At 74.7% G+C, this 25,340-nt stretch carries 25 protein-coding genes and 1 pseudogene; 11 read left to right on the top strand and 15 right to left on the bottom strand.

Translation table 11 applies throughout. The features are described 5' to 3' along the window. Positions 1-35: 35 nt before the first annotated feature. A complete protein-coding gene (locus NRO40_RS19720; RefSeq protein ID WP_107115000.1) occupies positions 36-2,177 on the top strand; it encodes a DEAD/DEAH box helicase in 2,142 nt (713 codons plus the stop codon). 165 nt (positions 2,178-2,342) lie between these two features. After that, complete coding sequence (locus NRO40_RS19715; RefSeq protein ID WP_058940634.1) at positions 2,343-3,209, top strand: alpha/beta fold hydrolase; 867 nt, start codon at positions 2,343-2,345, stop codon at positions 3,207-3,209. A 27-nt stretch (positions 3,210-3,236) separates the two neighbouring features. Here NRO40_RS19715 and NRO40_RS19710 read toward each other — a convergent pair whose 3' ends face one another. Then, positions 3,237-4,127, bottom strand: a complete 891-nt coding sequence (locus NRO40_RS19710; RefSeq protein ID WP_198549255.1) for an NYN domain-containing protein — start codon at positions 4,125-4,127, stop codon at positions 3,237-3,239. A 144-nt stretch (positions 4,128-4,271) separates the two neighbouring features. Between NRO40_RS19710 and NRO40_RS19705 the strand changes: the two genes are divergently transcribed. Next, on the top strand, positions 4,272-4,424 hold the full coding sequence (locus NRO40_RS19705) for a hypothetical protein (protein WP_198549254.1): 153 nt from the start codon (positions 4,272-4,274) through the stop codon (positions 4,422-4,424). 81 nt (positions 4,425-4,505) lie between these two features. Here the strand turns inward: NRO40_RS19705 and NRO40_RS19700 are convergent, their stop codons facing one another. From NRO40_RS19700 to NRO40_RS19685, 4 genes are all read right to left on the bottom strand, one after another. After that, a complete protein-coding gene (locus NRO40_RS19700) occupies positions 4,506-5,111 on the bottom strand; it encodes a MarC family protein (protein ID WP_058940633.1) in 606 nt (201 codons plus the stop codon). 125 nt (positions 5,112-5,236) lie between these two features. Continuing rightward, positions 5,237-6,097 carry a PHP domain-containing protein gene (locus tag NRO40_RS19695; protein WP_058940632.1) on the bottom strand — a complete coding sequence of 287 codons (861 nt, stop codon included), beginning with the start codon at positions 6,095-6,097 and terminating at the stop codon, positions 5,237-5,239. 664 nt (positions 6,098-6,761) lie between these two features. Then, a complete protein-coding gene (locus NRO40_RS19690; protein ID WP_058940631.1) occupies positions 6,762-7,400 on the bottom strand; it encodes a DUF6758 family protein in 639 nt (212 codons plus the stop codon). Positions 7,401-7,484: 84 nt separating this feature from the next. After that, positions 7,485-8,087, bottom strand: a complete 603-nt coding sequence (locus NRO40_RS19685; RefSeq protein WP_058940630.1) for a suppressor of fused domain protein — start codon at positions 8,085-8,087, stop codon at positions 7,485-7,487. A 482-nt stretch (positions 8,088-8,569) separates the two neighbouring features. Here NRO40_RS19685 and NRO40_RS19680 point away from each other — a divergent pair, with 482 nt between their 5' ends. Further along, positions 8,570-9,694 carry a magnesium and cobalt transport protein CorA gene (locus tag NRO40_RS19680; RefSeq protein WP_058940629.1) on the top strand — a complete coding sequence of 375 codons (1,125 nt, stop codon included), beginning with the start codon at positions 8,570-8,572 and terminating at the stop codon, positions 9,692-9,694. A gap of 114 nt (positions 9,695-9,808) precedes the next feature. After that, a complete protein-coding gene (locus tag NRO40_RS19675) occupies positions 9,809-10,321 on the top strand; it encodes a hypothetical protein (RefSeq protein WP_058940628.1) in 513 nt (170 codons plus the stop codon). Between the two features lie 213 nt (positions 10,322-10,534). On the opposite strand, the gene NRO40_RS19670 is transcribed toward NRO40_RS19675, so the two are convergent. Beyond that, positions 10,535-11,296 (bottom strand): hypothetical protein, encoded by a 762-nt coding sequence (locus NRO40_RS19670; protein ID WP_058940627.1) that lies wholly within the window; start codon positions 11,294-11,296, stop codon positions 10,535-10,537. A 213-nt stretch (positions 11,297-11,509) separates the two neighbouring features. On the opposite strand from NRO40_RS19670, the gene NRO40_RS19665 reads away from it, so the two are divergent. Genes NRO40_RS19665 through NRO40_RS19655 form a run of 3 tightly spaced genes read left to right on the top strand, consistent with a single transcriptional unit; the run spans position 11,510 to position 14,568 of the window. Continuing rightward, positions 11,510-12,790, top strand: a complete 1,281-nt coding sequence (locus tag NRO40_RS19665; protein ID WP_058940626.1) for a magnesium transporter MgtE N-terminal domain-containing protein — start codon at positions 11,510-11,512, stop codon at positions 12,788-12,790. After that, positions 12,780-13,391, top strand: a complete 612-nt coding sequence (locus tag NRO40_RS19660; protein ID WP_058940625.1) for a DUF1003 domain-containing protein — start codon at positions 12,780-12,782, stop codon at positions 13,389-13,391. The genes NRO40_RS19665 and NRO40_RS19660 overlap by 11 nt, the downstream gene beginning before the upstream one ends. 43 nt (positions 13,392-13,434) lie before the next feature. Then, positions 13,435-14,568 carry an Mrp/NBP35 family ATP-binding protein gene (locus NRO40_RS19655; protein WP_058940624.1) on the top strand — a complete coding sequence of 378 codons (1,134 nt, stop codon included), beginning with the start codon at positions 13,435-13,437 and terminating at the stop codon, positions 14,566-14,568. Positions 14,569-14,795: 227 nt separating this feature from the next. Here NRO40_RS19655 and NRO40_RS19650 read toward each other — a convergent pair whose 3' ends face one another. The 5 genes from NRO40_RS19650 to sigE all read right to left on the bottom strand — a co-directional run bounded on the left by NRO40_RS19650 (position 14,796) and on the right by sigE (position 19,802). Further along, positions 14,796-15,467 carry a hypothetical protein gene (locus NRO40_RS19650; RefSeq protein WP_232790960.1) on the bottom strand — a complete coding sequence of 224 codons (672 nt, stop codon included), beginning with the start codon at positions 15,465-15,467 and terminating at the stop codon, positions 14,796-14,798. A gap of 89 nt (positions 15,468-15,556) precedes the next feature. Beyond that, on the bottom strand, positions 15,557-15,997 hold the full coding sequence (locus tag NRO40_RS19645; RefSeq protein ID WP_257375455.1) for a sec-independent translocase: 441 nt from the start codon (positions 15,995-15,997) through the stop codon (positions 15,557-15,559). Between the two features lie 92 nt (positions 15,998-16,089). Continuing rightward, the gene (locus tag NRO40_RS19640) at positions 16,090-18,075 is read right to left on the bottom strand and encodes a S1C family serine protease (RefSeq protein WP_058940623.1); all 1,986 of its coding nucleotides are present in this window, start codon (positions 18,073-18,075) and stop codon (positions 16,090-16,092) included. A 78-nt stretch (positions 18,076-18,153) separates the two neighbouring features. Then, complete coding sequence (locus NRO40_RS19635; RefSeq protein ID WP_058940622.1) at positions 18,154-19,017, bottom strand: zf-HC2 domain-containing protein; 864 nt, start codon at positions 19,015-19,017, stop codon at positions 18,154-18,156. Further along, positions 19,014-19,802, bottom strand: a complete 789-nt coding sequence (gene sigE / locus NRO40_RS19630; protein WP_079046815.1) for an RNA polymerase sigma factor SigE — start codon at positions 19,800-19,802, stop codon at positions 19,014-19,016. The genes NRO40_RS19635 and sigE overlap by 4 nt, the downstream gene beginning before the upstream one ends. 107 nt (positions 19,803-19,909) lie before the next feature. Here sigE and NRO40_RS19625 point away from each other — a divergent pair, with 107 nt between their 5' ends. Next, entirely contained in the window at positions 19,910-20,611 is a 702-nt protein-coding gene (locus tag NRO40_RS19625; RefSeq protein ID WP_079046825.1) for an O-methyltransferase, read from the top strand. A gap of 348 nt (positions 20,612-20,959) precedes the next feature. Here the strand turns inward: NRO40_RS19625 and NRO40_RS19620 are convergent, their stop codons facing one another. Next, a complete protein-coding gene (locus tag NRO40_RS19620; RefSeq protein WP_010474836.1) occupies positions 20,960-21,127 on the bottom strand; it encodes a DUF3117 domain-containing protein in 168 nt (55 codons plus the stop codon). A 312-nt stretch (positions 21,128-21,439) separates the two neighbouring features. Between NRO40_RS19620 and chcB the strand changes: the two genes are divergently transcribed. Further along, a complete protein-coding gene (gene chcB, locus NRO40_RS19615) occupies positions 21,440-22,222 on the top strand; it encodes a 2-cyclohexenylcarbonyl CoA isomerase (protein ID WP_058940619.1) in 783 nt (260 codons plus the stop codon). Between the two features lie 173 nt (positions 22,223-22,395). Here the strand turns inward: chcB and NRO40_RS19610 are convergent. Continuing rightward, a pseudogene (locus NRO40_RS19610) lies at positions 22,396-22,971 on the bottom strand (DNA-3-methyladenine glycosylase I); the annotation flags it as partial. Beyond that, on the bottom strand, positions 22,968-23,324 hold the full coding sequence (locus tag NRO40_RS19605; RefSeq protein WP_408057029.1) for a DivIVA domain-containing protein: 357 nt from the start codon (positions 23,322-23,324) through the stop codon (positions 22,968-22,970). The gene NRO40_RS19605 and the pseudogene NRO40_RS19610, both read right to left, overlap by 4 nt. Positions 23,325-23,450: 126 nt before the next feature. On the opposite strand from NRO40_RS19605, the gene folP reads away from it, so the two are divergent. After that, entirely contained in the window at positions 23,451-24,311 is an 861-nt protein-coding gene (gene folP, locus NRO40_RS19600; RefSeq protein WP_058940617.1) for a dihydropteroate synthase, read from the top strand. A gap of 202 nt (positions 24,312-24,513) precedes the next feature. On the opposite strand, the gene NRO40_RS19595 is transcribed toward folP, so the two are convergent. Further along, positions 24,514-25,263: an LOG family protein gene (locus tag NRO40_RS19595; protein ID WP_058940616.1), complete on the bottom strand. Its 750-nt coding sequence runs from the start codon at positions 25,261-25,263 to the stop codon at positions 24,514-24,516. Between the last annotated feature and the right edge of the window lie 77 nt (positions 25,264-25,340).

Here is a 25,340-nt window from a genome sequence, read left to right as displayed (position 1 = left end):
CTCACAGAAGAGGCGACACCCTGACTACGCAGGCCATGACTTTCCGAGACCTGGGGATCCTCCCCGAGACCGCCGAGGCCCTGGAGGCCGTCGGCATCGTCAACCCCTTCCCCATCCAGGAGATGACGCTCCCGGTCGCCCTCTCGGGCAGCGACGTCATCGGACAGGCCAAGACCGGCACCGGCAAGACGCTCGGCTTCGGGCTGCCGCTGCTGGAGCAGGTCACCGTCCCCGCGGACGTCGAGGCGGGCCGCTCCCGCCCCGACCAGCTGACGGACGCGCCGCAGGCCCTGGTCGTCGTCCCGACCCGCGAGCTGTGCACGCAGGTCACCAACGACCTCCTGACCGCCGGCAAGGTCCGCAACGTCCGCGTCCTCGCGATCTACGGCGGCCGCGCATACGAGCCGCAGGTCGAGGCGCTCAAGAAGGGCGTCGACGTGGTCGTCGGCACCCCCGGACGCCTGCTCGACCTGGCCGGTCAGCGGAAGCTCGACCTGTCCCACATCCGCACGCTCGTGCTGGACGAGGCGGACGAGATGCTCGACCTGGGCTTCCTGCCCGACGTCGAGAAGATCATCAACATGCTGCCGCCGAAGCGCCAGACGATGCTGTTCTCGGCGACCATGCCGGGCGCCGTCATCGGCCTCGCCCGCCGGTACATGTCCCAGCCCACGCACATCAGCGCCACCGCGCCGGACGACGCGGGCGCGACGGTCGCCAACATCAAGCAGCACGTCTTCCGTGCCCACTCCATGGACAAGCCGGAGCTGGTCTCCCGCATCCTGCAGGCCAGGGGCCGCGGGCTCGCGATGATCTTCTGCCGTACGAAGCGCACGGCGGCCGACATCGCCGAGCAGCTGGAGCGGCGCGGCTTCGCGTCCGGCGCCGTCCACGGCGACCTCGGCCAGGGCGCCCGCGAGCAGGCGCTGCGCGCCTTCCGCAACGGCAAGGTCGACGTCCTCGTCTGCACCGACGTCGCCGCGCGCGGCATCGACGTCGAGGGCGTCACGCACGTGATCAATTACCAGACGCCGGAGGACGAGAAGACGTACCTCCACCGCGTCGGCCGCACGGGCCGCGCCGGCGCGTCCGGTACGGCGATCACGCTGGTCGACTGGGACGACATCCCGCGCTGGCAGCTGATCAACAAGGCGCTGGACCTGAACTTCGGCGACCCGGTCGAGACGTACTCGACCTCCCCGCACCTCTACAGCGAGCTGGACATCCCGGAGGGCACGAAGGGTGTCCTGCCGCGCGGCGAGCGCACGCGGGCCGGGCTGGGCGCGGAGGAGCTGGAGGACCTGGGCGAGCCGGGCGGGCGCAAGCCCCGCGGCGGTCGGCGCCGCGAGGAGGAGCGTTCCGAGCAGCGCCCCGCCCGCACGCCGCGCCAGCGCCGCCGCACCCGTGGCGGGACCTCGCTCGACGAGCCGGCCGCCGCGCAGACGCCCGTCGCGCAGACGCCCGTCGCGACGACGGACGGCACGACGCAGGGCACTGCCGACGGTACGGCTCCGGCCGAGCGCCGCACGCCCCGCCGCCGGCGCCGTACCCGTGCGGGCGCGACGGCCGAGGCCGCCGCGCCGGTGACTCCGGTCGCACAGGCCCCGGAAGCGGTGGCGCCCGCCGCCACCGTGGAGACGGCCGTCGCTCCGCAGGCCGAGGTCGAGGCGGCCCCGCGCCGCCGCACCCGCAAGGCCACCGAGGCGAAGGCCGACGAGACCGTCGCCACCGCCGAAGGCACCGCCCCGGAGGCCGACGCCGAGGCCAAGCCGCGCCGCCGCACCCGCAAGGCCGCGCAGGCCCCGGAGGCCGCCGAGGCCGTCGCCAGCGCCGAGGGCACCGCCCCGGAGGCCGACGCCGAGGCCAAGCCGCGCCGCCGCACCCGCAAGGCCGCGCAGGCCCCGGAGGCCCACGAGACCGTCGCCACCGCCGAGGGCACCGCCCCGGGAGCCGACACCGAGGCCAAGCCCCGCCGCCGCACCCGCAAGGCCGCGCAGGCCCCGGAGGCCGCCGAGGCCGTCGAGGCCGGGGTCGACACGGTGGAGGCCGCGCCGCGTCGTCGTGCCCGCAAGGCTGCCGCGTCCGCCGACACCGCGGCAGTACCCGCGCAGGCGACCGAGGCGAAGCCGAGGCGCCGTCGTACGACCAAGGCGGCCGCAGCGCCCGCCGAGGCCTGATCGACCCGCTGAAGGCCCCGCCACCGCTCCCGGTGGCGGGGCCTTCGCACGTCTCCGCCCGCCGCGGCGGTACGTCTCCGCCCGCGGGCTGCCGTACGCCGCCGCCCGCCTGGAGTGGCCGGGGCCGGGCAGAAGGAGGCGTTCCGGGCCGCTAGCCTCGTCCCCATGAGCCGGCCGCCCACCTTCGTCCCGCCGCCCTGTGCCCGCGCCCGTGTCCTCGACACCGCCCGCGGCTCGTTCGCCGTGCTGGACGCGGCGCCGCCCGCGGACCGCGCGCCCGCGGGGACGGCGCTGCTCCTGCCCGGGTACACCGGCAGCAAGGAGGACTTCGTCGCCATGCTGGAGCCGCTGACCGAAGCGGGGTACCGGGTCGTGGCCGTGGACGGACGGGGCCAGTACGAGACGTCGGGGCCGAGCGTCCCCGAGGCGTACGCGCAGGCCGAGCTGGCGCGGGACGTACTGGCGCAGGCCGAGGCCGTCGACGCGGGCGGGCCGGTGCACCTGCTGGGCCACTCGCTCGGTGGGCAGATCGCGCGGGCCGCGGTGCTGGCGGACTCGGCGCCGTTCCGCACGCTCACCCTGCTGTCGTCCGGCCCCGCCGAGGTCGCCCCGGAGCAGCGGCAGAAGATCAAGCTGCTGAGCGACGCCCTCGGCGTGATGGACATGGAGCAGGTGTGGCAGGCGATGCGGGCGGTGGACCCGCCCGAGGACGCCGGCGACCCGCGGCGCGGTGACCGTGAGGACCTGCGCCACCGCTGGCTGCTGCACAACCCGGCGCAGCTCGTGGCGACGGGCCGCCAGCTGACCACGGAACCGGACCGGGTCGCGGAGCTCGCCGCGCTGGATCCGCCGCTGCCGGTGCACGTCGTCTCCGGTGAGCGCGACGACACCTGGCCGGTCCCCCTGCTGGACGCGATGGCCGAGCGGCTGGGCGCGCACCGCACGCGGGTCTCCGGCGCCGAGCACTCCCCCAACACCGACCGGCCGGAGGAGACGGCGGCCGTGGTCGCGGCCTTCTGGGACCGGTACTGAGTCGGCCGCGCACCGCCGCGCGGCGGGCTAGAACCGCGACTGGAGGTGCTGCCAGAAGCCGTCGCGCAGGGCGCGGCGCAGCAGGGCGTGGCCCCGCAGGGAGCGGCTGAGGACGCGCTCGGCCTCCACCAGCAGGTCCTGGTCGACGCCGGCCGGCAGGTAGGGGCGGCCGGGCAGCAGCTCCGCCATCTGCTCGGCGCCGCGTTCCGCGAGCCAGGTCGCGGCGATCTGGGCGCCGACGAAGCGGGCCTCGTCGCGTGACGGCGGCGGCTCGCCCTCGTTCTCGTACGTCGTCACCGGGCGGCGGGTGATGTAGGGGCGGCAGAAGTCGAGGTCGAAGACGCGCTGGCTGTCGACCTCCCACAGCAGGGGCTCGGCCTGGTTGCGGCCCTCGGCGGACTCGATGCCCCACAGGTGGACCCGGGCCCCGTAGCCCTGGGCGGCCTCCACGGCGGAGACGAGGTCCTCGTCGCCGCCGACGAGGGCGGCGTCGCTGATGGCGCGGTGGCGGGCGAGGGACTCCAGGTCGGAGCGGATCAGGGAGTCGACGCCCTTCTGCTGGTTGTTGGCGTTGAGGTTGCCCAGGCGGACCTTGACGTCGGGGAGCTCCGCGATGGACTGCTGCTCGGCGGTGTGGATGCGGCGGCGGGCGCCGTCGTACCAGTAGACGCGCAGGAGCCTGCTGTCGGCGAAGATCGTGCGGGCGGTGTCGATGAAGGCGTCGATGAGCCCTTCGGCGTCGAGGTCGAAGGCGCGTCGGTCCTCGGTGCCCGCGACCAGCAATCCGGCGGAAGCATAGACGTAACCGGCGTCGACGAAGATGGCGTGCGTGGAGGGCGTCTTGGCGACCTCCGCCAGCATGCGTCGCAGGAGCTCATTGGTGCGCTCCAGGCGCCGGGCGATGTCCTCGTCGTTCATAGGGGCCTCATTGTCCGTGTCGGGCGTTCCCACCGCCAGCCGCTCCTCGTTAGACGGTCGAAGATTTTCTTTAGTTTAGGGAATGTTTGGGTAGTGCACCTGGTTGCAGGTGGTACGAACACACTCCGACGAAGGGATGAAGCCATGCGCTTCGAGATCATGCGACTCGACGACGTCGACGGCCTCGCCGTGGACAGCACCGTTGTGGACGCGGCCTCCGTCAACCGGATCGTGCAGCACGCCGCGGCCACCGGCCAGCGCGTCTACATCCGTCCGGCCGCCGCCACCGCGTCATGACACTCGCCGCGAGCCGCGGACGACCGCGCCCCCGTACCGACGATCGGTACGGGGGCGCGGCCGTGTCCCGGCCGGTGCCGCTCAGGCGGCCTTGATCACCTGCGTCACGCCGTTGATGATCTGCTGCACCGCGATGGCGGAGAGCATCATGCCGGCGAGCCGGGTCACCAGCACCACGCCGCCGTCCTTGATCACCCGGATGATCACCAGCGAGTAGCGCATGGTCAGCCAGAGCACCAGGTGCATCGCTCCGATCGCTGCCCACACCGAGACCTGGCCGCGGACGCCGTCGGCGTGCTGCACGGCGAGGATCACCGAGACGATCGCGCCCGGGCCGGCCAGCAGCGGCATGCCGAGCGGGACGAGGGCGACGTTCACGTCCTTCGTCTGCTGCGGCTCGTCGGTCTTGCCCGTGAGCAGGTCGAGCGCGATGAGCAGCAGCAGCAGACCGCCGGCGATCATCAGCGCGGGCACCGAGACGTGCAGGTAGTCGAGGATCTGCTGGCCGAGGAGGCCGAAGACGGCGATCACGCCGAAGGCGACGGCCACGGCCTGCCAGGCCATGCGGCGCTGCACCTTGGCCGGCCGGCCGGAGGTCAGGGCGAGGAAGATCGGGGTGATCCCCGGGGGGTCCATGATGACGAAGAGGGTCAGGAAGAGGGAGCCGAAGACGGCGACGTCGAACACAGTGAGCCTTGCGAGGAGGTGGTACGGAAGGACGCGCGGCGGAGCCGGGCGGGGCGTCGTGCGGCGGGACGCCGGACGGCGGAAGTGCGGGGCGGCGGCAGCCGGGGGTACGGGCGAGCCGGAGGTTACGGGCGTCCGCCCGTGCCGGGCACGGGGAAGGCGCCGGTGGCGCGCCGCGTGATCTCGCCGTAGATCTCCGGGTCGGTGGTGAACTCCCCGAGCCGGCACGTCTTGCGGCTGCCGTGGTAGTCGCTGGAGCCCGTGGTCAGCAGGCCGAGCTCGCGCGCGAGTCCGCGCAGCCGGGCCCGGGCGTGCTCGTCGTGGTCCATGTGGTCGACCTCGACGCCGTCGAGGCCGCCGGCGGCGAGCTCGGCCAGCATGGCGTCGGGCAGGGTCCGGCCGCGCTTGGCGGCGCCCGGGTGCGCGAGGACGGCGACCCCGCCGGCGGCCTTGACCAGGCGCACGGCGGTGAACGGGTCCAGCTCGTGCTTCTCGACGTGGGCACGCCCGCCGTCGGCGAGCCACTCCTGCGTGAACGCGCCGGACACGTCCGGTACGACGCCCAGCTCGACGAGGGCCTCCGCGACGTGCGGACGGCCGACGGAGCCGTCCCCGGCGATGGCGGCGACCCGCTCCCACGTGACGGGCACGCCCAGGCCACGGAGCCGGTCGACCATCGCGCGGGCCCGCGGCACCCGGTCGTCGCGCACGAGCTCGCGCTCGCGGGCGAACTCGGGCTCGTCCGGGTCGAACAGGTAGGCCAGCATGTGCACGCCCATGCCGTCGACGCGGCACGACAGCTCGGCGCCGGTCACCAGGGTGAGCCCCTCGGGCAGCGCGGTTAGGGCCTCGGCGTGTCCCCGCGTGGTGTCGTGGTCGGTCAGCGCGACGACGTCGAGACCCTGGGCGGCGGCGGCGCGCACGAGTTCGGCGGGGGTGTCCGTACCGTCCGAGGCCGTGGAGTGGGTGTGCAGGTCGATGCGCACGACGCGTGACTCCGGGGCTCGCTGCGGACGGGGGACACCCAAGGATAACGGCCCCGCGCGCCCGCCCCGCCCGGCTGTGACGGTCCCCACCAGGGCCCCTGCCCCGCCCGGACCGGTACCCGTCGGGCCCGGGTCCGCCCGGGTCCGCCCGGGTCCGAGACCCGCCCTGCCCGGCTCACGCAGGTCCGGGACCCGCCGGACCGCCCCGCCGCGCCCGGGACCCACCGGCCCGGCACCCGCCCTGCCCGGGGCCGCCGGACCGGGCCCCGTCGGACCGGGGCCCCCGGACCGGGGCCGCCCGGGTCCGGGGCCCGCCGACCAGGGACACGCGCGGGCCGGAACCCACCCTCCCTGGGGCGCGCCGGACCGAGCCCCGCTGCCCAGGACCCACCCTGCGCGGGGCCGCCGGGCCGGGGCCGCCCGTAATCGGGGGCCGCCGGGCACGGGCCGCCCGTATCGGGGCCCGCCGGACCCGGGCCACCCGGGTCCGGGACCAACCGGACCGGGACCAACCGGGACCCGGGCCGCCCGGGTCCGGGACCGGCCACGCCGCGCGGGCGTGGCCGCCGTAGGGGGTGAGCGGGACCGCCGGCCGGGCCGTGCGGGCGGGCCCGTGACCGGGAGCCGCGACCGGCCCGCGGCCCGACCGGCCGCGGACCAGGGGTCAGGACAGCAGGCGTGGCGACAGCGCCCCGCACGGCACCATGTCGACCTCGGGGCCCGCCTCGCGCAGGTCGGTGAGGACCAGCTCGTCGTAGAGGAGCAACCCTGAGTGCTCCGGCCAGGCGATGGCCCACAGCCACAGGCCCCGCGCCTCACCGGCGAAGACGGCGCGCCCCTCGGGCACGTCGCCCACGTGCCACATGGGGGTCAGCCGGCCACCGGCCAGGACCTTGGCGTGCGGCGCCTTGTCCTGGCACAGGTGCGGTCCGGGGTCGGGGCCCTCCAGGCCGGCGTACCGCGCGCCCAGCCCGACGCCCAGCTCCTCGGCGACCAGCAGCAGCTCGCCCACGCCGCCGAGCGGCCCGGGGCCCGAGCAGGCGATGGCGGTGGCGCGTCCGCCGCTGCGGTCGTCACCGGCGTGCGCGACACCCGTGAAGAGCCAGCCGATGGGCAGCGGCCAGGGCATCCAGACGGGCACCTGCGCCCGGTTCACGACGACGTGGAGCGCTTCGAGACTGGGCGGCACCACGGGCTGCAGCGGGTACACCGCGCCGTGCGCGTCGCACTGCCAGCGGTCGGAGAAGAGGCCGGGCGCCCTGACCCTGCCTCCGCACTTCGGGCATGTGGGTTCGCCCCTCATAGGGTTCAACGGTCCTCCCCGACCGTCGCCGCGTCAAGGACGATCACCCGTCCGGTGTGCCGCGGGAGGGGACGGCGGCCGCGCTCAGTCCAGCCGGACCGAGGCACGCAGCGGGTCGCGCAGGTCCGTCTGGGCGCCCAGCCAGCGCTCCTCCAGCGCCTGCGCGCCGTGGACGCGCTTCCAGGCGGCCTCGTTGGGCGTCATCGGCAGCAGGGGCAGGAAGCGGACGGGGTCCATCCCCTCCCCCAACTCCAGGTCGGGCACCAGACCGCCCGGCTCGGCGACGAGCACCGAGGTGAAGGGCGCTCCCGGCCAGAGCGGCTCCCCGGTGTCCAGCGACGCCCCCGGCGCCACGACGAGGCCCTCGACCTGCGGCGACGCGGCCAGCACCGCCAGCGGGCGGAGGACCTTGTCGGTGTCGGCGAGACCGGCCCGCACGGTCAGGACGAGCTCCGCGCGGGGGCCCTCCACGGGGTCCGCCACCACCGACGTGGGGTCGGTCATGGGGCGTGCCGACATGCCGAGCGTCGCGTACCTGACCACGGGCCTGTCCCCGCCGTTCTCGGTGTCGGTGAAGCGGAGCACCTCGATCCGGTCCGTGCCGAGGAAGGTCACGGAAGCCCGCGCGTCGGGTTCCCCGAGCGCCGAGCGCAGCCGCGCCTCGACCAGCGCGAGAACTTTTTCCATGCGGCGAGCATAGGCCGCGTACGGATCGGGCAGGGAAAAGGATTGACCCTCAGTCGGCTGATAGGGTGGGCCGCTGGTCGGGACGGTGCGCCGAGCGCGCCTTCCGGTCCCGACGACACGTCATCCCCCACGGGGGACCGGCCGGAGGAGGTGGGGCTGCGGTGGATCGAAGTCGACCGTGCAGTACCAGCCGCTCTTCCGCGCCGCGCGGGCAGCTCCCGCCGCGCACCATCCGTGCACGCTCCACCTCCCGTACGTCTTCCCGTACGGGCGTCTGAGGCGTTTCCGCCCGTACTCCGCACGCCGGGCACCGCGCACGACGGAAGAGCACGTCGTCCCTGCCTGTCTGTAGCGAACCGCGAACCGCGAACTCCGTCACGCGTTCCGCGGTGCCGCCCGCTTTGCGGACGTACGCAACGCCACGTCCCCATTCCGGGCTGTGCCACGCCTCGCCGACGGCTTCTTGCGTGAAGGAGCCTGCCATGTCGATGATCCGTGACCTGCGTGCCGTCGTACGCCCGTCGCTGCGCAAGCGCGGCGCCCCCTACCAGCCGTACAACGCGTACGACGCGACCCGCGACCCCTCCGCGTCCACCGCCGTCGTCGACTGCGCGGTGTACCGGGACGGGCGGCGCGTCGAGGAGGAGGGGTGCCTGACGCCCCGGGAGGCGATGTGGCGCGTCCGCGAGGGCGGCGGTTTCGCCTGGATCGGGCTGCACGAGCCGACCGAGGCCGAATTCGCCGGTATCGCCGCCGAGTTCGGGCTCCACCCGCTGGCGGTGGAGGACGCCGTCCACGCCCACCAGCGGCCGAAGTTGGAGCGGTACGACGACACGCTGTTCACGGTCTTCAAGACGATCCACTACGTGGAGCACGCCGAGCTCACCGCGACCAGCGAGGTCGTGGAGACGGGCGAGGTGATGTGCTTCACCGGGCGGGACTTCGTCATCACCGTCCGGCACGGTGGGCAGGGATCGCTGCGCAACCTGCGCCACCGGCTGGAGTCCGAGCCCGAGTTGCTGGGGAAGGGCCCCTCCGCCGTCCTGCACGCCATCGCCGACCACGTGGTCGACGGGTACATCGCGGTCGCGGACGCCGTCGAGATCGACATCGACCAGATCGAGATCGACGTCTTCTCGCCCCCGGCGAAGGGCGGCACGCGCGGCACCGACACCGGCCGCATCTACCAGCTGAAGCGCGAGGTGCTGGAGTTCAAGCGGGCGGTGACGCCGCTGATGCGGCCCATGCAGCTGCTGAGCGAGCGGCCGATGCGGCTGGTCGACCCGGACATTCAGAAGTACTTCCGGGACGTCGCCGACCACCTGGCCCGGGTGCAGGAGCAGGTCGTGGGCTTCGACGAACTGCTGAACTCGATCCTCCAGGCCAACCTCGCCCAGGCGACGGTCACGCAGAACGAGGACATGCGCAAGATCACCAGCTGGGCGGCGATCATCGCCGTGCCGACGGCGGTGTGCGGCGTGTACGGCATGAACTTCGAGCACATGCCGGAGCTCCAGTGGAAGTACGGCTATCCGATGGTCCTGACGGCCATCATCGGCATCTGCTTCGCCATCCACCGCACGCTCAAGCGCAACGGCTGGCTGTAGGGGCGTCCCGCCCCCGCGGGGGCGGCCGTGCGGCGGCGCAGCCCCGCCGCACCCCGGCCGCCGGGTCCGGGCCACCGGGCGTGGGGGCGGCGGGTCGCTGGCTAAGCTGCGGGCATGACTGACGACTCGCTGCTCGGCCATGCCCTCATCGAGGAGGCCACGAAGAAGTCCGGCCTCATCTGGGTGCGCGGCGAGGGACCCGCGCGGGCCCTGTGGCACGTGTGGCACGACGGCGCCGCGCACGTCGTCGGTGGCGGGCCCGGGGAACAGCCGCTGCCCGACGGCCTCACCGAGGGCGCGACCGTCGAGGTCACCGTGCGCAGCAAGGACAAGGGCGGGCGGGTCGTCGCCTGGACGGCGCTGGTGAGCGCGCCGGCGCCCGGTTCCGAGGCGTGGACCGCGGCAGCCGACGAGCTGAAGGGGAAGCGGCTGAACGCCCCGGACGCCGAGACGATGACCGAGCGCTGGGCCCGCGAGTGCCGGCTGCTGCGGCTCACGCCCCGCGAGGCGGTCACCGAGCTGCCGCAGGGCTCGCTCTCGGCGGTACCGCTGCCGACGCCGGCGACCACGCGCCGACCGGTACCGCCGGCCCTCCCCCGCCTGCTCCTGCGCCGCCGCGGCCGCTGAGGCCCGCCCCGTACCGCCCGCACGACAGGAATCGAAGCCGCCCGGACCGTGCGGCGCGGGCGGCGGCGGACCCGAGCGGTGCGGCGTGAGCGGCGCCGGACCGGGGCCGGTGCCACGCGGCGCGACGGGCGCGAGGCCCGCCCCGTACCGCCGGCACGACAGGCGCCGAAGCCCGCCCGGACCGCGGCGCCGGCGGCGCCGGGCCGGCCGCGGTCAGTCGCTGGTGCGGGGGAGCTGGCGGCCGTAGTCGACGGTGTCCTCCTTGACCGGCTCCTCCAGCGGGAAGTCCCGGTTCCAGTCGGACAGGACCACGACGCCACCGCCCCCGCCACGGGCGAACTGGAGCGGGAACGGCGTGCCGTCGAGGGCGACGTCGAGTGTGCCGCCCTCGCCGTGCTCGCCGCCCGAGACCTTGATGGTGCGGATCCCGGCGATCTTGTCGCGGTCGCCCTTGCGCACCTCGCCGTGGAGCTCCAGCAGGCCGTCGAGGAGGACGTTCATCTCGGTGAAGCCGCGCAGCCGCTTGTACGAGGGGTCGTCCTGGGGCACCTTGACGTACTTCCCGTCGAGCTTGTCCGCCGCCTCGATGTCGGCCTCGGTGGGCTCGTCGGACCCTTCGGCGTGGCGCCAGAACGCCGCTCCCGCCTTGAGGAAGAGGGCGTCACGCACGCGCAGCAGCTCGAACGTCGACGCCTTGGTCGTGACGGAGCCGGTGGCGCCCGTGCCCTTGAGGCGCATGTTCAGCTTGTACGTACCGGACTTGCTGACCAGCGTGCCCGCGAGGCGCACGGACGCGGCGGCCTTCGCCGTCGTGCGGGCCTTGGTCTCGATCTCGTTCGCGGGGAGTCTGCCGACGCCGTTCGTGCCCTTGTCCGGGTCCTCCGCGCATGAGGTCAGTGCCGCGGCCAGCCCGACGCAGAGCGCGACGGGGAGCGCGGCGCGGCGGGTTCGCCGAGCCGGGGGGAGAGCGGTCACCAGCGCTGCCTCTCGTGTTTCACGTGGGGGACGGCAGACGGCAGCGTACCGGGGCCCGGTGGCCGGGTCCGCACGGAGCCGTACGGACGCCCTGCCCGGGCGACCCGAACCATGACGAGCTAGCCTGAATCACCGCACCCGCACGGACGTGCGGACGCGGCGTGCGCGGTGCACGTGGTGCACGTGGTGGACGACCGAGGAGGAGGCGCTGGCATGGCAGGTGGCGCCCCCCGCATCTTCGTCTCGCACCTCGCCGGCGCGCCGGTCTTCGACCCCAGCGGCGACCAGGTCGGCCGCGTGCGGGACATCGTCGCCATGCTGCGCGTGGGACGGCGGCCGCCCCGGGTCCTCGGGCTGGTCGTGGAGGTGATCGGCCGCCGCCGGATCTTCCTGCCGATGACCCGGGTGACGGGGATGGAGTCCGGCCACGTCATCACCACCGGCGTGCTGAACGTCCGCCGCTTCGAGCAGCGCCCCACCGAACGGCTCGTCCTCGGCGAGCTCCTCGACCGCCGGGTCCGGCTGGTCGACGGCGGGGACGAGGTGACCGTCCTCGACGTCGCCATGCGCCAGCTGCCCGCCCGCCGCGACTGGGAGATCGACAAGGTCTTCGTCCGCCGGGGCGGCGGCGGGGCGCTGCGCCGCCGCGGCGAGACGCTGACCGTGGAGTGGTCGGCCGTCACCGGCTTCTCCCTGGAGGAGACCGGGCAGGGCGCCGAGAGCCTGCTCGCCACCTTCGAGCGGATGCGCCCCGCCGACGTCGCCAACGCCCTGCACCACCTGACGCCCAAGCGCCGGGCCGAGGTGGCCGCCGCCCTCCACGACGACCGGCTCGCCGACGTCCTGGAGGAGCTGCCCGAGGACGACCAGGTCGAGATCCTCGGCGAGCTCAAGGCGGAGCGCGCCGCGGACGTGCTGGAGGCGATGGACCCCGACGACGCCGCGGACCTGCTCTCCGAGCTGCCGGAGGAGGAGAAGGAGCGGCTGCTCACGCTGATGCGCCCCGACGACGCGGCGGACGTGCGGCGGCTCATGTCGTACGAGGAGCGCACCGCGGGCGGCCTGATGACGACCGAGCCGATCGTGCTGCGCCCGGACGCCATGGTCGCCGACGCCCTCGCCCGGGTGCGCCAGCAGGACCTCTCCCCCGCCCTGGCGGCGCAGGTGTACGTGTGCCGCCCGCCGGACGAGACGCCCACGGGGAAGTTCCTGGGGACGGTGCACTTCCAGCGGCTGCTGCGGGACCCGCCGTTCACGCTGGTCTCGGCGATCGTCGACACCGACCTGGAGCCGCTGGGGCCGGACACCCCGCTGTCCGCCGTCACCAGCCACCTCGCCGCGTACAACCTGGTCGCCGCGCCGGTCGTCGACGACAGCGGGTCGCTGCTCGGCGCGGTCACCGTCGACGACGTGCTGGACCACCTGCTGCCGGACGACTGGCGCGAGACGGAATTCGAACCGGACGAGGAACGGGGGGCCGCGCATGGCGCCTGACCGCACCCCGGAGCGGGGCGCCGGCCGCGAGCGCGCCGGGCAGCGCGAGCGGACGGCCCCTCGCGAGCGCCCCGCGCCCCGCACCCGGCTCGACCAGCCGCTGGACCAGCCCCGGGTCCGGCGGCCCCGGCTGCTGCCCGAGTACGACCCGGAGGCGTTCGGCCGGCTGTCGGAGCGGATCGCCCGGTTCCTCGGGACGGGCCGGTTCATCGTGTGGATGACGGTGGCCATCATCACGTGGCTGATCTGGAACGTCACGATGCCGGACCCGCTGCGGTTCGACCCGTACCCGTTCATCTTCCTCACGCTGATGCTGTCGCTCCAGGCGTCGTACGCGGCCCCGCTGATCCTGCTGGCCCAGAACCGGCAGGACGACCGCGACCGGGTGAACCTGGAGCAGGACCGGGCGCAGAACGAGCGGTCGATCGCCGACACCGAGTACCTGACCCGGGAGATCGCGGCGCTGCGGATGGGGCTGGGCGAGGTCGCCACCCGCGACTGGATCCGCTCGGAGCTCGAGGACCTGGTGCGGGAGCTGGAGGAGCGCGGCGCCGCCGCCCCGCGCCCCGCCGCCCCGGGACGTGACGAAGGCGACCGCTGACGGGCTTTCCGGGCGCCGTGGTCGGCGCCGTACCATCGTCCGTATGACGACGGAAGACGCGGTGCGCGAAGCACTGGCGACGGTGAACGACCCCGAGATCCATCGACCGATCACCGATCTCGGCATGGTCAAGTCAGTCGAGATCGGTGCCGACGGCGCGGTGGCGGTGGCCGTGTACCTGACGGTCTCCGGCTGCCCGATGCGCGAGACGATCACGAAGAACGTGAGCGAGGCGGTCTCCCGGGTCGAGGGCGTCACCCGCGTCGACGTGTCGCTGGACGTGATGAGCGACGAGCAGCGCAAGGAGCTCGCGGCCGCGCTGCGCGGCACGACCGCCGAGCGGGAGGTGCCGTTCGCCAAGCCCGGCTCGCTGACCCGCGTGTACGCGGTCGCCTCCGGCAAGGGCGGTGTCGGCAAGTCGTCGGTGACCGTGAACCTCGCCGCCGCGATGGCCGCCGACGGGCTGAAGGTCGGCGTCGTGGACGCCGACATCTACGGCCACAGCGTGCCCCGCATGCTGGGCGCCGACGGCCGGCCCACCCAGGTCGAGAACATGATCATGCCGCCGTCCGCCCACGGGGTGAAGGTCATCTCCATCGGCATGTTCACGCCGGGCAACGCCCCGGTCGTGTGGCGCGGCCCGATGCTCCACCGCGCCCTCCAGCAGTTCCTGGCGGACGTGTACTGGGGCGACCTGGACGTGCTGCTGCTGGACCTGCCGCCGGGCACCGGCGACATCGCGATCTCGGTGGCGCAGCTGGTGCCGAACGCCGAGATCCTGGTGGTGACCACCCCGCAGCAGGCCGCGGCCGAGGTGGCCGAGCGGGCCGGTTCGATCGCCGTGCAGACCCACCAGAAGATCGTCGGCGTCGTCGAGAACATGTCGGGCCTGCCGTGCCCGCACTGCGACGAGATGGTCGACGTGTTCGGCACGGGCGGCGGCCAGAAGGTCGCCGACGGCCTGACCAAGACCACCGGCGCGACGGTCCCCGTGCTCGGCTCGATCCCGATCGACGTGCGGCTGCGCGAGGGCGGCGACGAGGGCATGCCGGTCGTCCTGTCCGACCCGGAGTCGCCGGCGGGCGCGGCGCTGCGCGCCATCGCGGGCAAGCTCGGAGGCCGTCAGCGCGGCCTGTCCGGCATGTCGCTGGGGATCACCCCGCGCAACAAGTTCTGACGTCGCGGCGGCGCCCCGCCGCCGGGACACCCGTGCGTCCGTGACGCGCCGAGGGGCGCCGCTCGTGTCGAGCGGCGCCCCTCCTGCGTGGCGCGTCGTGCGGGGGGCGGGGCCGCCCGTGCGTCCTGCGGGGCGCGTCGTGCGGGCTGCCCGTGCGGGGCGGGCCGTACGGGGCACGTCCTGCGGGGTGGTGTGTCCCGCGGGGTGCGTCCCGGGTGCTTGGACGGTCAGGCGTAGGCGGCGATGTCGGCGATGACGGAGAACCCGAGCCCGTAGGCGCTCATGCCTCGCCCGTACGCGCCGAGGTGGACGCCGGCGGTGGTCGAGCCGGCCAGGACCCAGCCGAACTCGGACTCGCGGTAGTGGAAGGGCCGCGGCACACCGTCGACGGGCAGCGAGAGCGTCGTCCAGGCGGGCCCGTCGAGGTCGTCGGCGAGCTCGAACGCGGTCTCCGTCTGCTGGTCGAGCCACTCGCTGCGCAGCGCGTGGTCGAGCTGGGCGGGCCAGGTGTAGGCGAGGAGCCCCGAGCCGGCCAGCCAGGCCGCGGAGGACGCCGTGGTGGCGTCCAGGACGCCCGTGCCGTCACCGGAGCGCCGGACGGGGTTGGCGGCGACGGTGACGACCACCGCGAAGCGGCCGCGCTCGGGCCCGGCGACCTCGGGTCTCGTCGTCGGTTCCTCGCCGTGGCCCGTGGCACCGTGCTGGACGGTGCCGTCCGCCGCCGTGCCGACCTGCATCAGCCAGCGGGGGCCGGTGAACGCCTCGTCCAGCCCGTACCAGGGGAAGGGGGCCCGCAGGTACCCGTCCACCGTGCGACGGGCGGCCGGCACCCCCTCGGTCGTGGATGTGGTGCTGGGCGTCGGCTGTGCCTGCGCGCCCACCCGACTCGTCGTCTCCATCTGCCCGGCCGCCTCCTCGATCCGTTCGGACAGATGGAGAGGATATCCATCCGCCCGGGCCTGTTCCGGAAGGCCGGTACTCAGATGACTCAGGTGGCGTCGACGTCGAAGGGGGGCCGTTCGGCCGTTTCCGGCGTCTCGCGCTTCCTCAGCAGGTCGGGCGTGGCGGCCGTGCCGGCGGCGGGTGCCGCGGGCGCGGCGGCGGAACCCTTGACCGCGTCCGCGACCTCGTCGATCTCCTTGCGGAGGTCGAAGCTGCTGCGCAGCTCGCGGATCTCGCGGAGGTCCCCGTTCTCCGCGAGCTGCTTGCGGAGGAAGGCCTTCGGGTTGAGGTCCTCGAACTCGAAGTCCTTGAACTCCGGCCCCAGTTCGCTGCGGATGTCCTGCTTGGCGTTCTCGGAGAAGGCCCGGATCTTCCGGATGAAACCGCTGACGTCCTGGATGAGCTGGGGCAGCTTGTCGGGACCCCAGATGAGCACGGCGAGGATCACCAGCGCCACCACCTCGAGTGCGCCTATGTCACTGAACACCTTGTCGCTCCTCCTCGGGTCTCCGCTGCTCCAAGGTACCCGCTCGGCGGGTGGGGCGGGACTGGCCCTCGGACGTTCAGCCGTTCAGCCGTTCAGTTGTCGGCCGATGAGCCGAGCGTGAGCGTTTTCTCCTGTTCCCGCCCGTCTCGTTCCACGGTGAGGCGGAGCTCGTCGCCGGGGCGGTGGGCGCGGATCTTGACGATGAGCTCCTCGCCGCTGTGCACCCGCTCGCCGTCGACCTCGGTGATGACGTCACCGGCCCGGACGCCCGCGTCGGCCGCGGGGCCGCCCGCGGTGACGGAGGCCGTACCGCCCTGGGCCTTGTCGGCGACCCGGGCGCCGTCGCCGGCGAACTTCATGTCGAGGCTGACGCCGATCACGGGATGCGTGGCCTTGCCGGTGTTGATGAGCTCCTCGGCGACGCGCCGGCCCTGGTTGATCGGGATGGCGAAGCCGAGGCCGATCGAGCCGGACTGGCCGCCTCCGAGCGCGGAGCCGCTGTCGGCGGCGCGGATGGCGCTGTTGACGCCGATGACGCGGGCCTGGGCGTCGAGCAGCGGGCCGCCGGAGTTGCCCGGGTTTATGGGGGCGTCGGTCTGGAGTGCGTCGACGTAGCTGACGTCGCCGCCGTCGCCCTTCTCGCCGCCCGCCGTGATGGGCCGCCCCTTGGCGCTGATGATGCCGGACGTGACCGTGTTCCGCAGGTCGAAGGGGGCGCCGATGGCGACGACGGGGTCGCCGACGCGGACGCCGTCGGAGTCGCCGAGCTGCAGCGGCGCCAGGTTCGACACACCGGTGACGCGGACGACGGCCAGGTCGTAGCCGCTGTCGCCGCCGACGAGGGTGGCGCGGGCGGTCTCGCCACCGCTGAAGGTGACGCTGATGTCCCCGGCGCCGTCGGCGGCGTCCACGACGTGGTGGTTGGTGAGGATGTGACCGCGCCGGTCGAGGACGAAGCCCGTCCCGGTGCCCTGCTCGCCGCCGCCGCTGACGTGGAGGGTGACCACGCTCGGCAGGGCGCGGGCGGCGATGCCGGCGACGCTGTCCGGGGCGCGGTCGCCGGGAGCGGCGCCGGCCTGGGGCAGCTCGACGGGGTTCAGTCCGCCGTTGCGCTCGACGTACGCGCCGACGGCACCGCCGATGACACCGGTGAGCAGGGCGAAGACGAGCGCGCCCACGAGGGCGAGCCCGCGCCGCGGCCGGCGCCGCGGCCACGCCCCGGCGGGGCTGACGGCCAGGGGTTGCGGCGGGCCGGCCGGGCTGCTCCACGGGTCGTACTGCGCCCACTGCCCAGGGGCCGCGGCCGGGGCGGTGGCGTGGGCGTGGGCAGGGGCGGCCGGCGGGGCGGGGGTGGGCTGCGCGGGCGCGTGGGACGGTGCCGGGCCCGGGACGGGGGGCGCGGGTGGTACGGGGCGCTGGACGGGCGGGGCGGGGGCCCACGGGCCGGGCTCGCCGTAGGGCGGCGTCCGGTACTCGTCCGGGGCGTGCAGCGGCCCCAGACGTACGGGCGCGACGCCGTCCCCGCCGCCCGCGCCCTCCACGGGGGTGGCCGTGGGCGGGGCGGGGGCGGAGGCGGGGGCCGCCGGGACGGGGGCGGAAGCCGCCGTCTCGTACGGGGCTCCCGGGGCGTCCTGCGGGGCGGTGTCGGTGGGGTGGGTGCCGCTGCCGGTGGTGCCGGTCGTTTGGGGGTCCGCGGGCCGGGGTGCCGCCCCGGAGGCCGTCCCACCCTCGGTCGGCTCGGTTCCGGGCGCCTGCGCCGCGGGCGTCCCGACCCGGGTCGCTTGTGCGGTGGGCCTCTCGATCCCGGGTGCCTCGCCCGCGGCCGGGGTCGCGGCGGTGACCTGGCCGTCGGGGGTGGCCGGCTCCACGGCGTACCCGCCCCTCGCTGTCGCGGCCGGACCCGCCGTCGCGGCCGGGGCCGCCGTCGCGGCCGGGGCCGCCGTCGCGGCCGGGGCCGTGTCTTCGGGGGCGGCGGCGGAGGGGCCCGGAGCCGGGGAGGGGTCCGGCGTGGGCGCGGCGGGGAGGGTGGAACGGCTCCACCACTTCGGCTTCGGCTGCGTCGGCGTCCCGTCGTCCATGCTCTCCCCGCCACTCACGAGTCAGCGCCCCTCGGGCGCCCCGGACCATGGATTCAACCAGGTCCCCCGGGGCGCCCCTCACGGCACCGGAGGCGCCAGGCGTTTCGGGGAGGGCGGATGAGCGGGGCCCGCCACGCCTATCGGGAACACGCCGTTCGACGCGAACAGCGGGGTCGCCGTGTGGAGGAACGGCGGCGCCGCCGGATGCCGGGCCTGGACCTGCCCGCCCGGCAGCAGGGCCGTACCGGGACGGTCGACCGAGCGTCCGGCGCCCGCGCCGGCAGCGGCGCGACGGCGGTTGCCCTCGCCCGTCGCGGTCGGCTGACCGGCGGAGGAGGAGCGCAGCGGCGTCACGCTGTTCCCGGAGCCCTCGCCGCGCGCGTCGACGACGGTGACCGTCGGGGCGGCGCCACCCAGGGCGATCGCCGCGAACGACACGGCGCTGGCGGCGGCGAAGGCGAACCTCCGGCCGCGCCACGGGGAGCGCTCGGCCTCCGGCCGGCTGGCCTCGTGGATGCGGAAGCCCGAACGGGCCGGGGCGGGGACGTGGTGGTCGTCCGCCGGGACATAGCCGAAGCCACCCGGCCGCACCGCGAACAGGCCCGGACCGGAGGGGCCCGACTCCTCGGTGGGCAGCGGCCCGCGCGGGTCGCCACCGAGCCGGTCGACGCCGAGGGGGCCGCCGAACGGCGACCCGCCGTCCGCGCCTCCGGGCAGGCCCTGGAGGCGGGCGAGCAGGCCCGCCGGTGGTGGCGGCGGCGCGGATTCGGCGAAGAGGCTCTTCACCCGGCGCTGGGCGTCGGCCTCGGCACGGCACTTGGCGCAGGTCGCGAGGTGCGCGAGGACGCGCTCGCGGGCGTCGTGGCCCAGCTCCCCGTCGATCAGCGCGGCGAGACGGTCCCCCAGGTGGTGCTCCGCTGGGGTCGGACGTGTGCCACTCACGCGGCTCCGCCCTCCCCGCCCACGGCGACGAACGCACGCCGATCGACGACGACGCGCTGCTCGGCCCGCGCTTCCGGGGACCGGTGCTTGAGGGCCTTGCGCAGGTGCGACCGGCCACGGTGGATGCGGCTGCGGACGGTGCCGAGCTTCACGCCGAGCGTCGCGGCGATCTCCTCGTACGACAGGCCCTCGATGTCGCAGAGCACCACGGCCGCGCGGAACTCCGGCGCGAGCGTGTCCAGCGCCTGCTGGACGTCGGCGTCGAAGTGCGTGTCGTGGAAGACCTGCTGGGGAGAGGGCTCGCGGCTGGGCAGGCGCTCCGCGGCGTCGTCGCCGAGGGCGTCGAAGCGGATGCGCTGCTTGCGCCGCACCATGTCGAGGAAGAGGTTCGTGGTGATGCGGTGCAGCCAGCCCTCGAACGTGCCGGGGGTGTACGTCGACAGGGACCGGAAGACACGGACGAAGACCTCCTGGGTGAGGTCCTCGGCGTCGTGCTGGTTACCGGTCAGGCGGTAGGCGAGGCGGTACACGCGGCCGCTGTGCGTGCTGACGATCTCCTCCCAGCTGGGCGGAGCCCACGCCTGCGATTCCGCATCCGGTGCGAAGGTCGCCGTCGTGGCTGCGGTCTCGGTGGCGGCGCGGGTGCTGTCAGCGGTGTCGGTCACGGATTTCGGCTCACCCGCCGACCTGAGAAGGCGCCGCAACCGCAGCACTGCTCCCCGATCCACAGGCGCAGCCGCACCTCCCCTGTCGGCTCTGGTGGTGTCCAGCGGAGCCCCTACCATAGCCACCTCGCCCGTTAGCTCCGGATAAGAATCTTTACGAACATTTGGGGCCGACTTCGGCCCTTGGTCCTGCCGGCCGTCCCCACCCCTTCCCAACGCCTGGTCCCATCTGCGGGTTCCCGACCACGAGCGGCTACAGTCACCGTTGCCAACTACGGGAACAGGAGAGGGTCATTACCGCCAACCGGCAGACGAGCTGGGCCTTCGCCGACGCCTTCGCCGCCGAGGACGAACCGCTGCGCTGGGCCCGCGACCAGGCCCGGGAGGCAGGGCTGCCGTCGGTGTCCCCCGGCACCGGCGCCGCGCTGCGGCTGCTCGCCGCCACGGCGGACGCCAAGGCCGTCGCCGAGATCGGCACCGGGACCGGCGTCTCAGGGATCTACCTGCTGCTCGGCATGCGGCCGGACGGGGTGCTGACCACCGTGGACCCGGAGCCGGAGCGGCAGCAGTTCGCGCGGCAGGCGTTCCGCGCGGCGGGCTTCGCCGGCAACCGGGCGCGGTTCATCCCGGGCCGGGCCCTGGACGTGCTGCCCCGGCTGGCGGACGGCGGTTACGACCTCGTCTTCTGCGACGGCGACCGCACCGAGTACCTGCTGTACCTCGCTGAATCGTTGCGGCTGCTGCGGCCGGGAGGGCTCGTGTGCTTCGAGGGCGTCTTCGCGGACGGCCGCACGGTCGACTCCGGCCTCCAGCCGGCCGAGGTGCTGTCGCTGCGGGAGCTGCTGCGTACGGTACGGGAGAGCGAGGAGCTGCTGCCCTCACTGCTGCCGGTGGGCGACGGCCTGCTCTGCGCCGTACGCCGCGGCTGACCGTCCCCCTGCCACTGACCGTCCCGTCCCGCGGCTGAGGGCCCCTCGCGCGGCTGGCCCTCCCCGCCCCGCGGCTGACCGCCGTACGCCGGGCCGGCCCCACCCCGCGGCCGCCCCGCACCCGCCCCCATGGACGTCGCCGCCCGTACGGGAAGCCCCCGGGCCTCCCTCCCCGGCTCGCGCCCCTCCCCGGCCCGCGCCTCTCCCCGGCCCGCGCCCCTCACCGGAACACCACGGCCCCCGGCGGCGCGCCCTCGGGCGCGTCGTGGGGGCCGGCGGACGCACGATCGCCCCGGCGCGGTGACGTGCACCGGCCGGGGCGATCGGGAAGGACGTGGGGCGTTGGCCTCAGCTCGTGACCTTCTTCAGCTCCTCGCCGAGGGCCACGGCCTCATCCGGGGTCAGCTCGACGACAAGCCGACCGCCGCCTTCGAGCGGAACGCGCATGACGATGCCCCGCCCCTCCTTGGTCACCTCGAGCGGGCCGTCACCCGTCCGCGGCTTCATGGCCGCCATGCTCGTTCCCCTTCCTAGAACCAGCTCATCGATCAGCCGCGCGGACCCCATGGAAGGGCACGTACCGGCGTCGAACACATTGCTTCCAGGTCATTATCCCGCATGGTGACACCCGATGACCAACATAGGGCCGCATCGCTTGGGCAACGCGCTCGCGCAAAACCCCTCATATCGGGGATCCGCCTGCGATACTTCGCCCCCGGCCGCCCTGGCCCGGAGTGCCACGGTTTGACGCAGGTCACATGTCGGAGCCGGATGATCTCCGCCATGCTGGGCGTGACAACGCCGTCCGAGCCGCAAAGGGGACCTGCCATGGCCGACACCGTGCTGTACGAGGTGAGCGACGGGCTCGCGACCGTCACCATCAACCGGCCGGACGCGATGAACGCGATGAACACCGAGGCGAAGGTCGCGCTGCGGGACGCCCTGGAGGCGGCGGGCGCGGACCCGGCCGTGCGCGCGGTGCTGCTGACCGCCACGGGGCGGGCGTTCTGCGTGGGGCAGGACCTCAAGGAGCACGTCGAGTCGCTGGCCGGCGGCGAGGCCATGCGCACGGTCCGGGAGCACTACAACCCCATCGTGCGGGCGATCACCGGCATGCCGAAGCCCGTGGTGGCCGGGGTGAACGGCGTCGCGGCGGGTGCGGGCTTCGGCTTCGCGCTGGCGGCGGACCACCGGGTCGTCGCGGAGACGGCGACGTTCAACACCTCGTTCGCGGGGGTGGCGCTCACCGCCGACTCCGGCATGTCGTGGACGCTGCCGCGGCTGGTCGGGCCGAGCCGCGCCGCCGACCTGATGCTCTTCCCGCGCACGCTCTCGGCCCAGGAGGCGTACGACCTGGGCCTGGTCAGCCGGCTGGTACCGGCCGCCGAACTGGCCGCGGAGGCGCTGGCGGCGGCCCGCGCGCTCGCCGAGGGGCCCACGGTCGCGTACGCCGCGATCAAGGCGTCCATGGCGTACGGGGCCGGCCACACCCTCGCCGAGACCCTGGAGAAGGAGGACGAGCTGCAGACCCGGGCGGGCGCCTCCGAGGACCACCGGATCGCGGTGGACGCCTTCCTCGCCAAGCGCAGGCCCCAGTACGTGGGCCGCTAGCGGACACCTCCCGGGCGCGCCGCGTCCGGGCGCGCCGCGTCCGGGCGCGCCGCGTCCGGGCCCGCCGCCTCCGGGTCCGCCTCCCGCCGGCCGGCCGCCTCCGGGTCCGCGCCCCCCGGGTGCGCCGCCTCCCGGCGGGCGTCCCCCGGGCGGGCAGGCGCCGGCAGGTGGGTGGTGCGGGCGGTGCAGTCGGCCAGGTGGTCGTCGACCAGCCCGCACGCCTGCATCAGGGCGTACGCCGTGGTGGGGCCGACGAACCGCAGGCCCCGCGCCTTCAGGGCCTTCGCCAGCGCGGTCGACTCGGGCGTGACCGCCGGGACGTCCGCCAGGGTGAGCGGCACCGGGCGGGCGGCCGGGTCCGGGGCGTGGGACCAGATCAGCGCGTCCAGCTCGCCGGGGGCCCACCCGGCGAGCACGCGCGCGTTGGCGAGGGTCGCGTCGACCTTGGCGCGGTTGCGGATGATCCCCTCGTCGGCGAGGAGCCGTTCCCGGTCCTCGTCCGTGAACGCGGCGACCGCCTCGACGGCGAAGCCGGCGAACGCCCGCCGGAAGCCCTCCCGGCGGCGCAGGATCGTCAGCCACGACAGACCGGACTGGAACGCCTCCAGGCAGAGGCGTTCGAACAGCGCGTCGTCCCCGTGGACCGGGCGCCCCCACTCCTCGTCGTGGTACCGGAGGTAGTCGGGCGTCGACAGGCCCCACGGGCAGCGCGGTGCCCCGTCCGGGCCCGGTACGGCGCCGCCGGTCACCGCTCGTCCTCCGCCGCGTCGCGGCGCGGCGGCTGCTCGTCGAAGAGGTCCGTCCGCCCGGCGGCGGTGGCCTGGGCGCCGGCGAGCGCGGACTCCAGCTCGGCGATGCGCGCGTCGCGCTCGGCGAGTTCGGCTGCCAGCCGGTCGAGGACCTCGTCGACGTCGAGCATGCGGTACCCGCGGGCCGCCATCGGCAGTCGCAGCGCCTCGATGTCGGCGCGGCTGACGGGCCTGGTCGGCGGGAGCGGGTCGACGAGGTGCTCGGGCGGCGCCTCGGGCAGCACCTCGTTCTCCGCGCCGCCGACCACCGCGAGGGTCACCGCGGCCACGACGACGACCATCGCTACAGCCAAGAACCAGAACACAGTGCGCCTCTCCCGGGGCCGGAAACCATGGAGCGTAGAACGTCCGGTGCCGATCGTGCCACGCGGTCGCTGCCGTTAGGGTCGCAGGGACGTCATGCGAGGAGGACTTACGGGATGCTGCGCCTGGGACGACGCGAATTCGACGCGCACGAGCCGGTGGTCATGGCCATCGTGAACCGGACCCCCGACTCCTTCTACGACCAGGGCGCCACCTTCCGCGACGAGCCGGCGCTCGCCCGGGTCGAGCAGGCGGTCGCCGAGGGCGCCGCGATCGTCGACGTCGGCGGGGTGAAGGCGGGCCCCGGCGAGGAGGTCGACGCCGAGGAGGAGGCGCGGCGCACGGTCGGCTTCGTGGCGGAGGTGCGGCGGCGCCACCCGGACGTGGTGATCAGCGTCGACACCTGGCGGCACGAGGTGGGCGAGGCCGTCTGCGAGGCGGGCGCGGACCTGCTGAACGACGCGTGGGGCGGCGTCGACCCGAAGCTCGCCGAGGTCGCCGCGCGGTACGGGGCGGGGCTGGTGTGCACGCACGCGGGCGGTGCGCTACCGCGGACCCGGCCGCACCGCGTCGGTTACGACGACGTGATGGCGGACATCCTGCGGGTGACGGTCGGCCTGGCCGAGCGGGCCGTGGCACTGGGCGTGCCGCGCGAGTCGGTGCTGATCGACCCGGGGCACGACTTCGGCAAGAACACCCGGCACTCGCTGGAGGCCACGCGGCGGCTCGGGGAGATGGTCGCGACGGGCTGGCCGGTGCTCGTGTCGCTCTCCAACAAGGACTTCGTCGGGGAGACCCTGGACCGGCCGGTGAAGGAGCGGCTCGTCGGCACGCTGGCGACGACGGCGGTCTCGGCGTGGCTGGGGGCGCAGGTGTACCGGGTGCACGAGGTCGCCGAGACGCGGCAGGTCCTGGACATGGTGGCGTCCATCGCGGGGCACCGCGAGCCCGCGGTCGCCCGGCGCGGCCTGGCCTGACGGCGCCGCCGCAGCGCGGACGGCGCCGAGCCGGAGCCGGACGGACCAACGGCGCCAAGCCGCGGCGCCGAGCCGGGCCGGGCAGCGAGCCCGGGCCGGCCTGGCGGGTCGAGCCCGGGTCGGACTGGCGCGCCGAGCCGGGCCGGGCCGGGCGGGGCGGGGGTGCGCCGGGCGCGCGCCCCCGCCGCCCCGCCCGCCGTGCTCAGCGGCCGGTCTCCTTGCTGACCAGGGCCACCGCCTCCTCGACGTCGTCCGTCAGGTGGAAGAGCAGCAGGTCGCGCTCCGCGGCCTTGCCCTGCGCGATGACGGTGTCGCGCAGCCAGTCCACCAGGCCCGACCAGTACGCGGTGCCGAAGAGGACGATCGGGAACCGGGTGACCTTCCGCGTCTGGACCAGGGTCAGCGCCTCGAAGAGCTCGTCGAGCGTGCCGAGGCCACCGGGGAGGACGACGAAGCCCTGGGCGTACTTCACGAACATCGTCTTCCGCACGAAGAAGTAGCGGAAGTTCACGCCGATGTCGACGTGCGGGTTGAGGCCCTGCTCGAAGGGGAGCTCGATGCCCAGGCCGACCGAGATGCCGTTCGCCTCCCGCGCGCCCTTGTTGGCGGCCTCCATCGCGCCGGGGCCGCCGCCCGTGATGACCGCGAAGCCGGCCTCGACGAGGGCCTTGCCGAGCCGCTCGCCGGCCTCGTACTCCGGTGTGCCGGCCGGGGTGCGCGCCGAGCCGAAGACGCTGATGGCGTTGGGCAGTTCGGCCAGCGCGCCGAAGCCCTCGACGAACTCGGACTGGATCCGCATGACCCGCCACGGGTCGGTGTGGACCCAGTCCGATTCGCCCGCCGTGTCCAGCAGCCGCTGATCGGCGGTGCCGGGCTGGACCTGGTCCCTGCGGCGGAGCACCGGCCCCAGCCGCTGCTCGGCGCGTACACCCTCGGCCTCGGGGTTCCCCATGATCTGCTCCCTCCGCTGAACATCGCTTGCTGAGGTCAGCGTAGGGCGGGGAGGGTGACGAACGGCGAAATTACGGT

Source organism: Streptomyces changanensis (genome assembly GCF_024600715.1).
In the GTDB taxonomy this organism is placed as follows: Bacteria; Actinomycetota; Actinomycetes; order Streptomycetales; family Streptomycetaceae; genus Streptomyces; species Streptomyces changanensis.
This window is presented reverse-complemented; position numbering and strand designations above follow the sequence as displayed.

Excerpts from the sequence above, each read along its gene's own strand:
- NRO40_RS19620 (WP_010474836.1), bottom strand. The coding sequence starts at position 21,127 with ATGGCGGCCATGAAGCCGCGGACGGGTGACGGCCCGCTCGAGGTGACC.
- NRO40_RS19655 (WP_058940624.1), top strand. The coding sequence starts at position 13,435 with ATGACGACGGAAGACGCGGTGCGCGAAGCACTGGCGACGGTGAACGAC.
- NRO40_RS19650 (WP_232790960.1), bottom strand. The coding sequence starts at position 15,467 with ATGGAGACGACGAGTCGGGTGGGCGCGCAGGCACAGCCGACGCCCAGC.
- NRO40_RS19690 (WP_058940631.1), bottom strand. The coding sequence starts at position 7,400 with ATGAGGGGCGAACCCACATGCCCGAAGTGCGGAGGCAGGGTCAGGGCG.
- chcB (WP_058940619.1), top strand. The coding sequence starts at position 21,440 with ATGGCCGACACCGTGCTGTACGAGGTGAGCGACGGGCTCGCGACCGTC.
- NRO40_RS19705 (WP_198549254.1), top strand. The coding sequence starts at position 4,272 with ATGCGCTTCGAGATCATGCGACTCGACGACGTCGACGGCCTCGCCGTG.
- NRO40_RS19660 (WP_058940625.1), top strand. The coding sequence starts at position 12,780 with ATGGCGCCTGACCGCACCCCGGAGCGGGGCGCCGGCCGCGAGCGCGCC.
- NRO40_RS19715 (WP_058940634.1), top strand. The coding sequence starts at position 2,343 with ATGAGCCGGCCGCCCACCTTCGTCCCGCCGCCCTGTGCCCGCGCCCGT.
- NRO40_RS19665 (WP_058940626.1), top strand. The coding sequence starts at position 11,510 with ATGGCAGGTGGCGCCCCCCGCATCTTCGTCTCGCACCTCGCCGGCGCG.
- NRO40_RS19685 (WP_058940630.1), bottom strand. The coding sequence starts at position 8,087 with ATGGAAAAAGTTCTCGCGCTGGTCGAGGCGCGGCTGCGCTCGGCGCTC.
- NRO40_RS19640 (WP_058940623.1), bottom strand. The coding sequence starts at position 18,075 with ATGGACGACGGGACGCCGACGCAGCCGAAGCCGAAGTGGTGGAGCCGT.
- NRO40_RS19680 (WP_058940629.1), top strand. The coding sequence starts at position 8,570 with ATGTCGATGATCCGTGACCTGCGTGCCGTCGTACGCCCGTCGCTGCGC.
- NRO40_RS19595 (WP_058940616.1), bottom strand. The coding sequence starts at position 25,263 with ATGGGGAACCCCGAGGCCGAGGGTGTACGCGCCGAGCAGCGGCTGGGG.
- sigE (WP_079046815.1), bottom strand. The coding sequence starts at position 19,802 with ATGGTAGGGGCTCCGCTGGACACCACCAGAGCCGACAGGGGAGGTGCG.
- NRO40_RS19720 (WP_107115000.1), top strand. The coding sequence starts at position 36 with ATGACTTTCCGAGACCTGGGGATCCTCCCCGAGACCGCCGAGGCCCTG.
- folP (WP_058940617.1), top strand. The coding sequence starts at position 23,451 with ATGCTGCGCCTGGGACGACGCGAATTCGACGCGCACGAGCCGGTGGTC.
- NRO40_RS19675 (WP_058940628.1), top strand. The coding sequence starts at position 9,809 with ATGACTGACGACTCGCTGCTCGGCCATGCCCTCATCGAGGAGGCCACG.
- NRO40_RS19710 (WP_198549255.1), bottom strand. The coding sequence starts at position 4,127 with ATGAACGACGAGGACATCGCCCGGCGCCTGGAGCGCACCAATGAGCTC.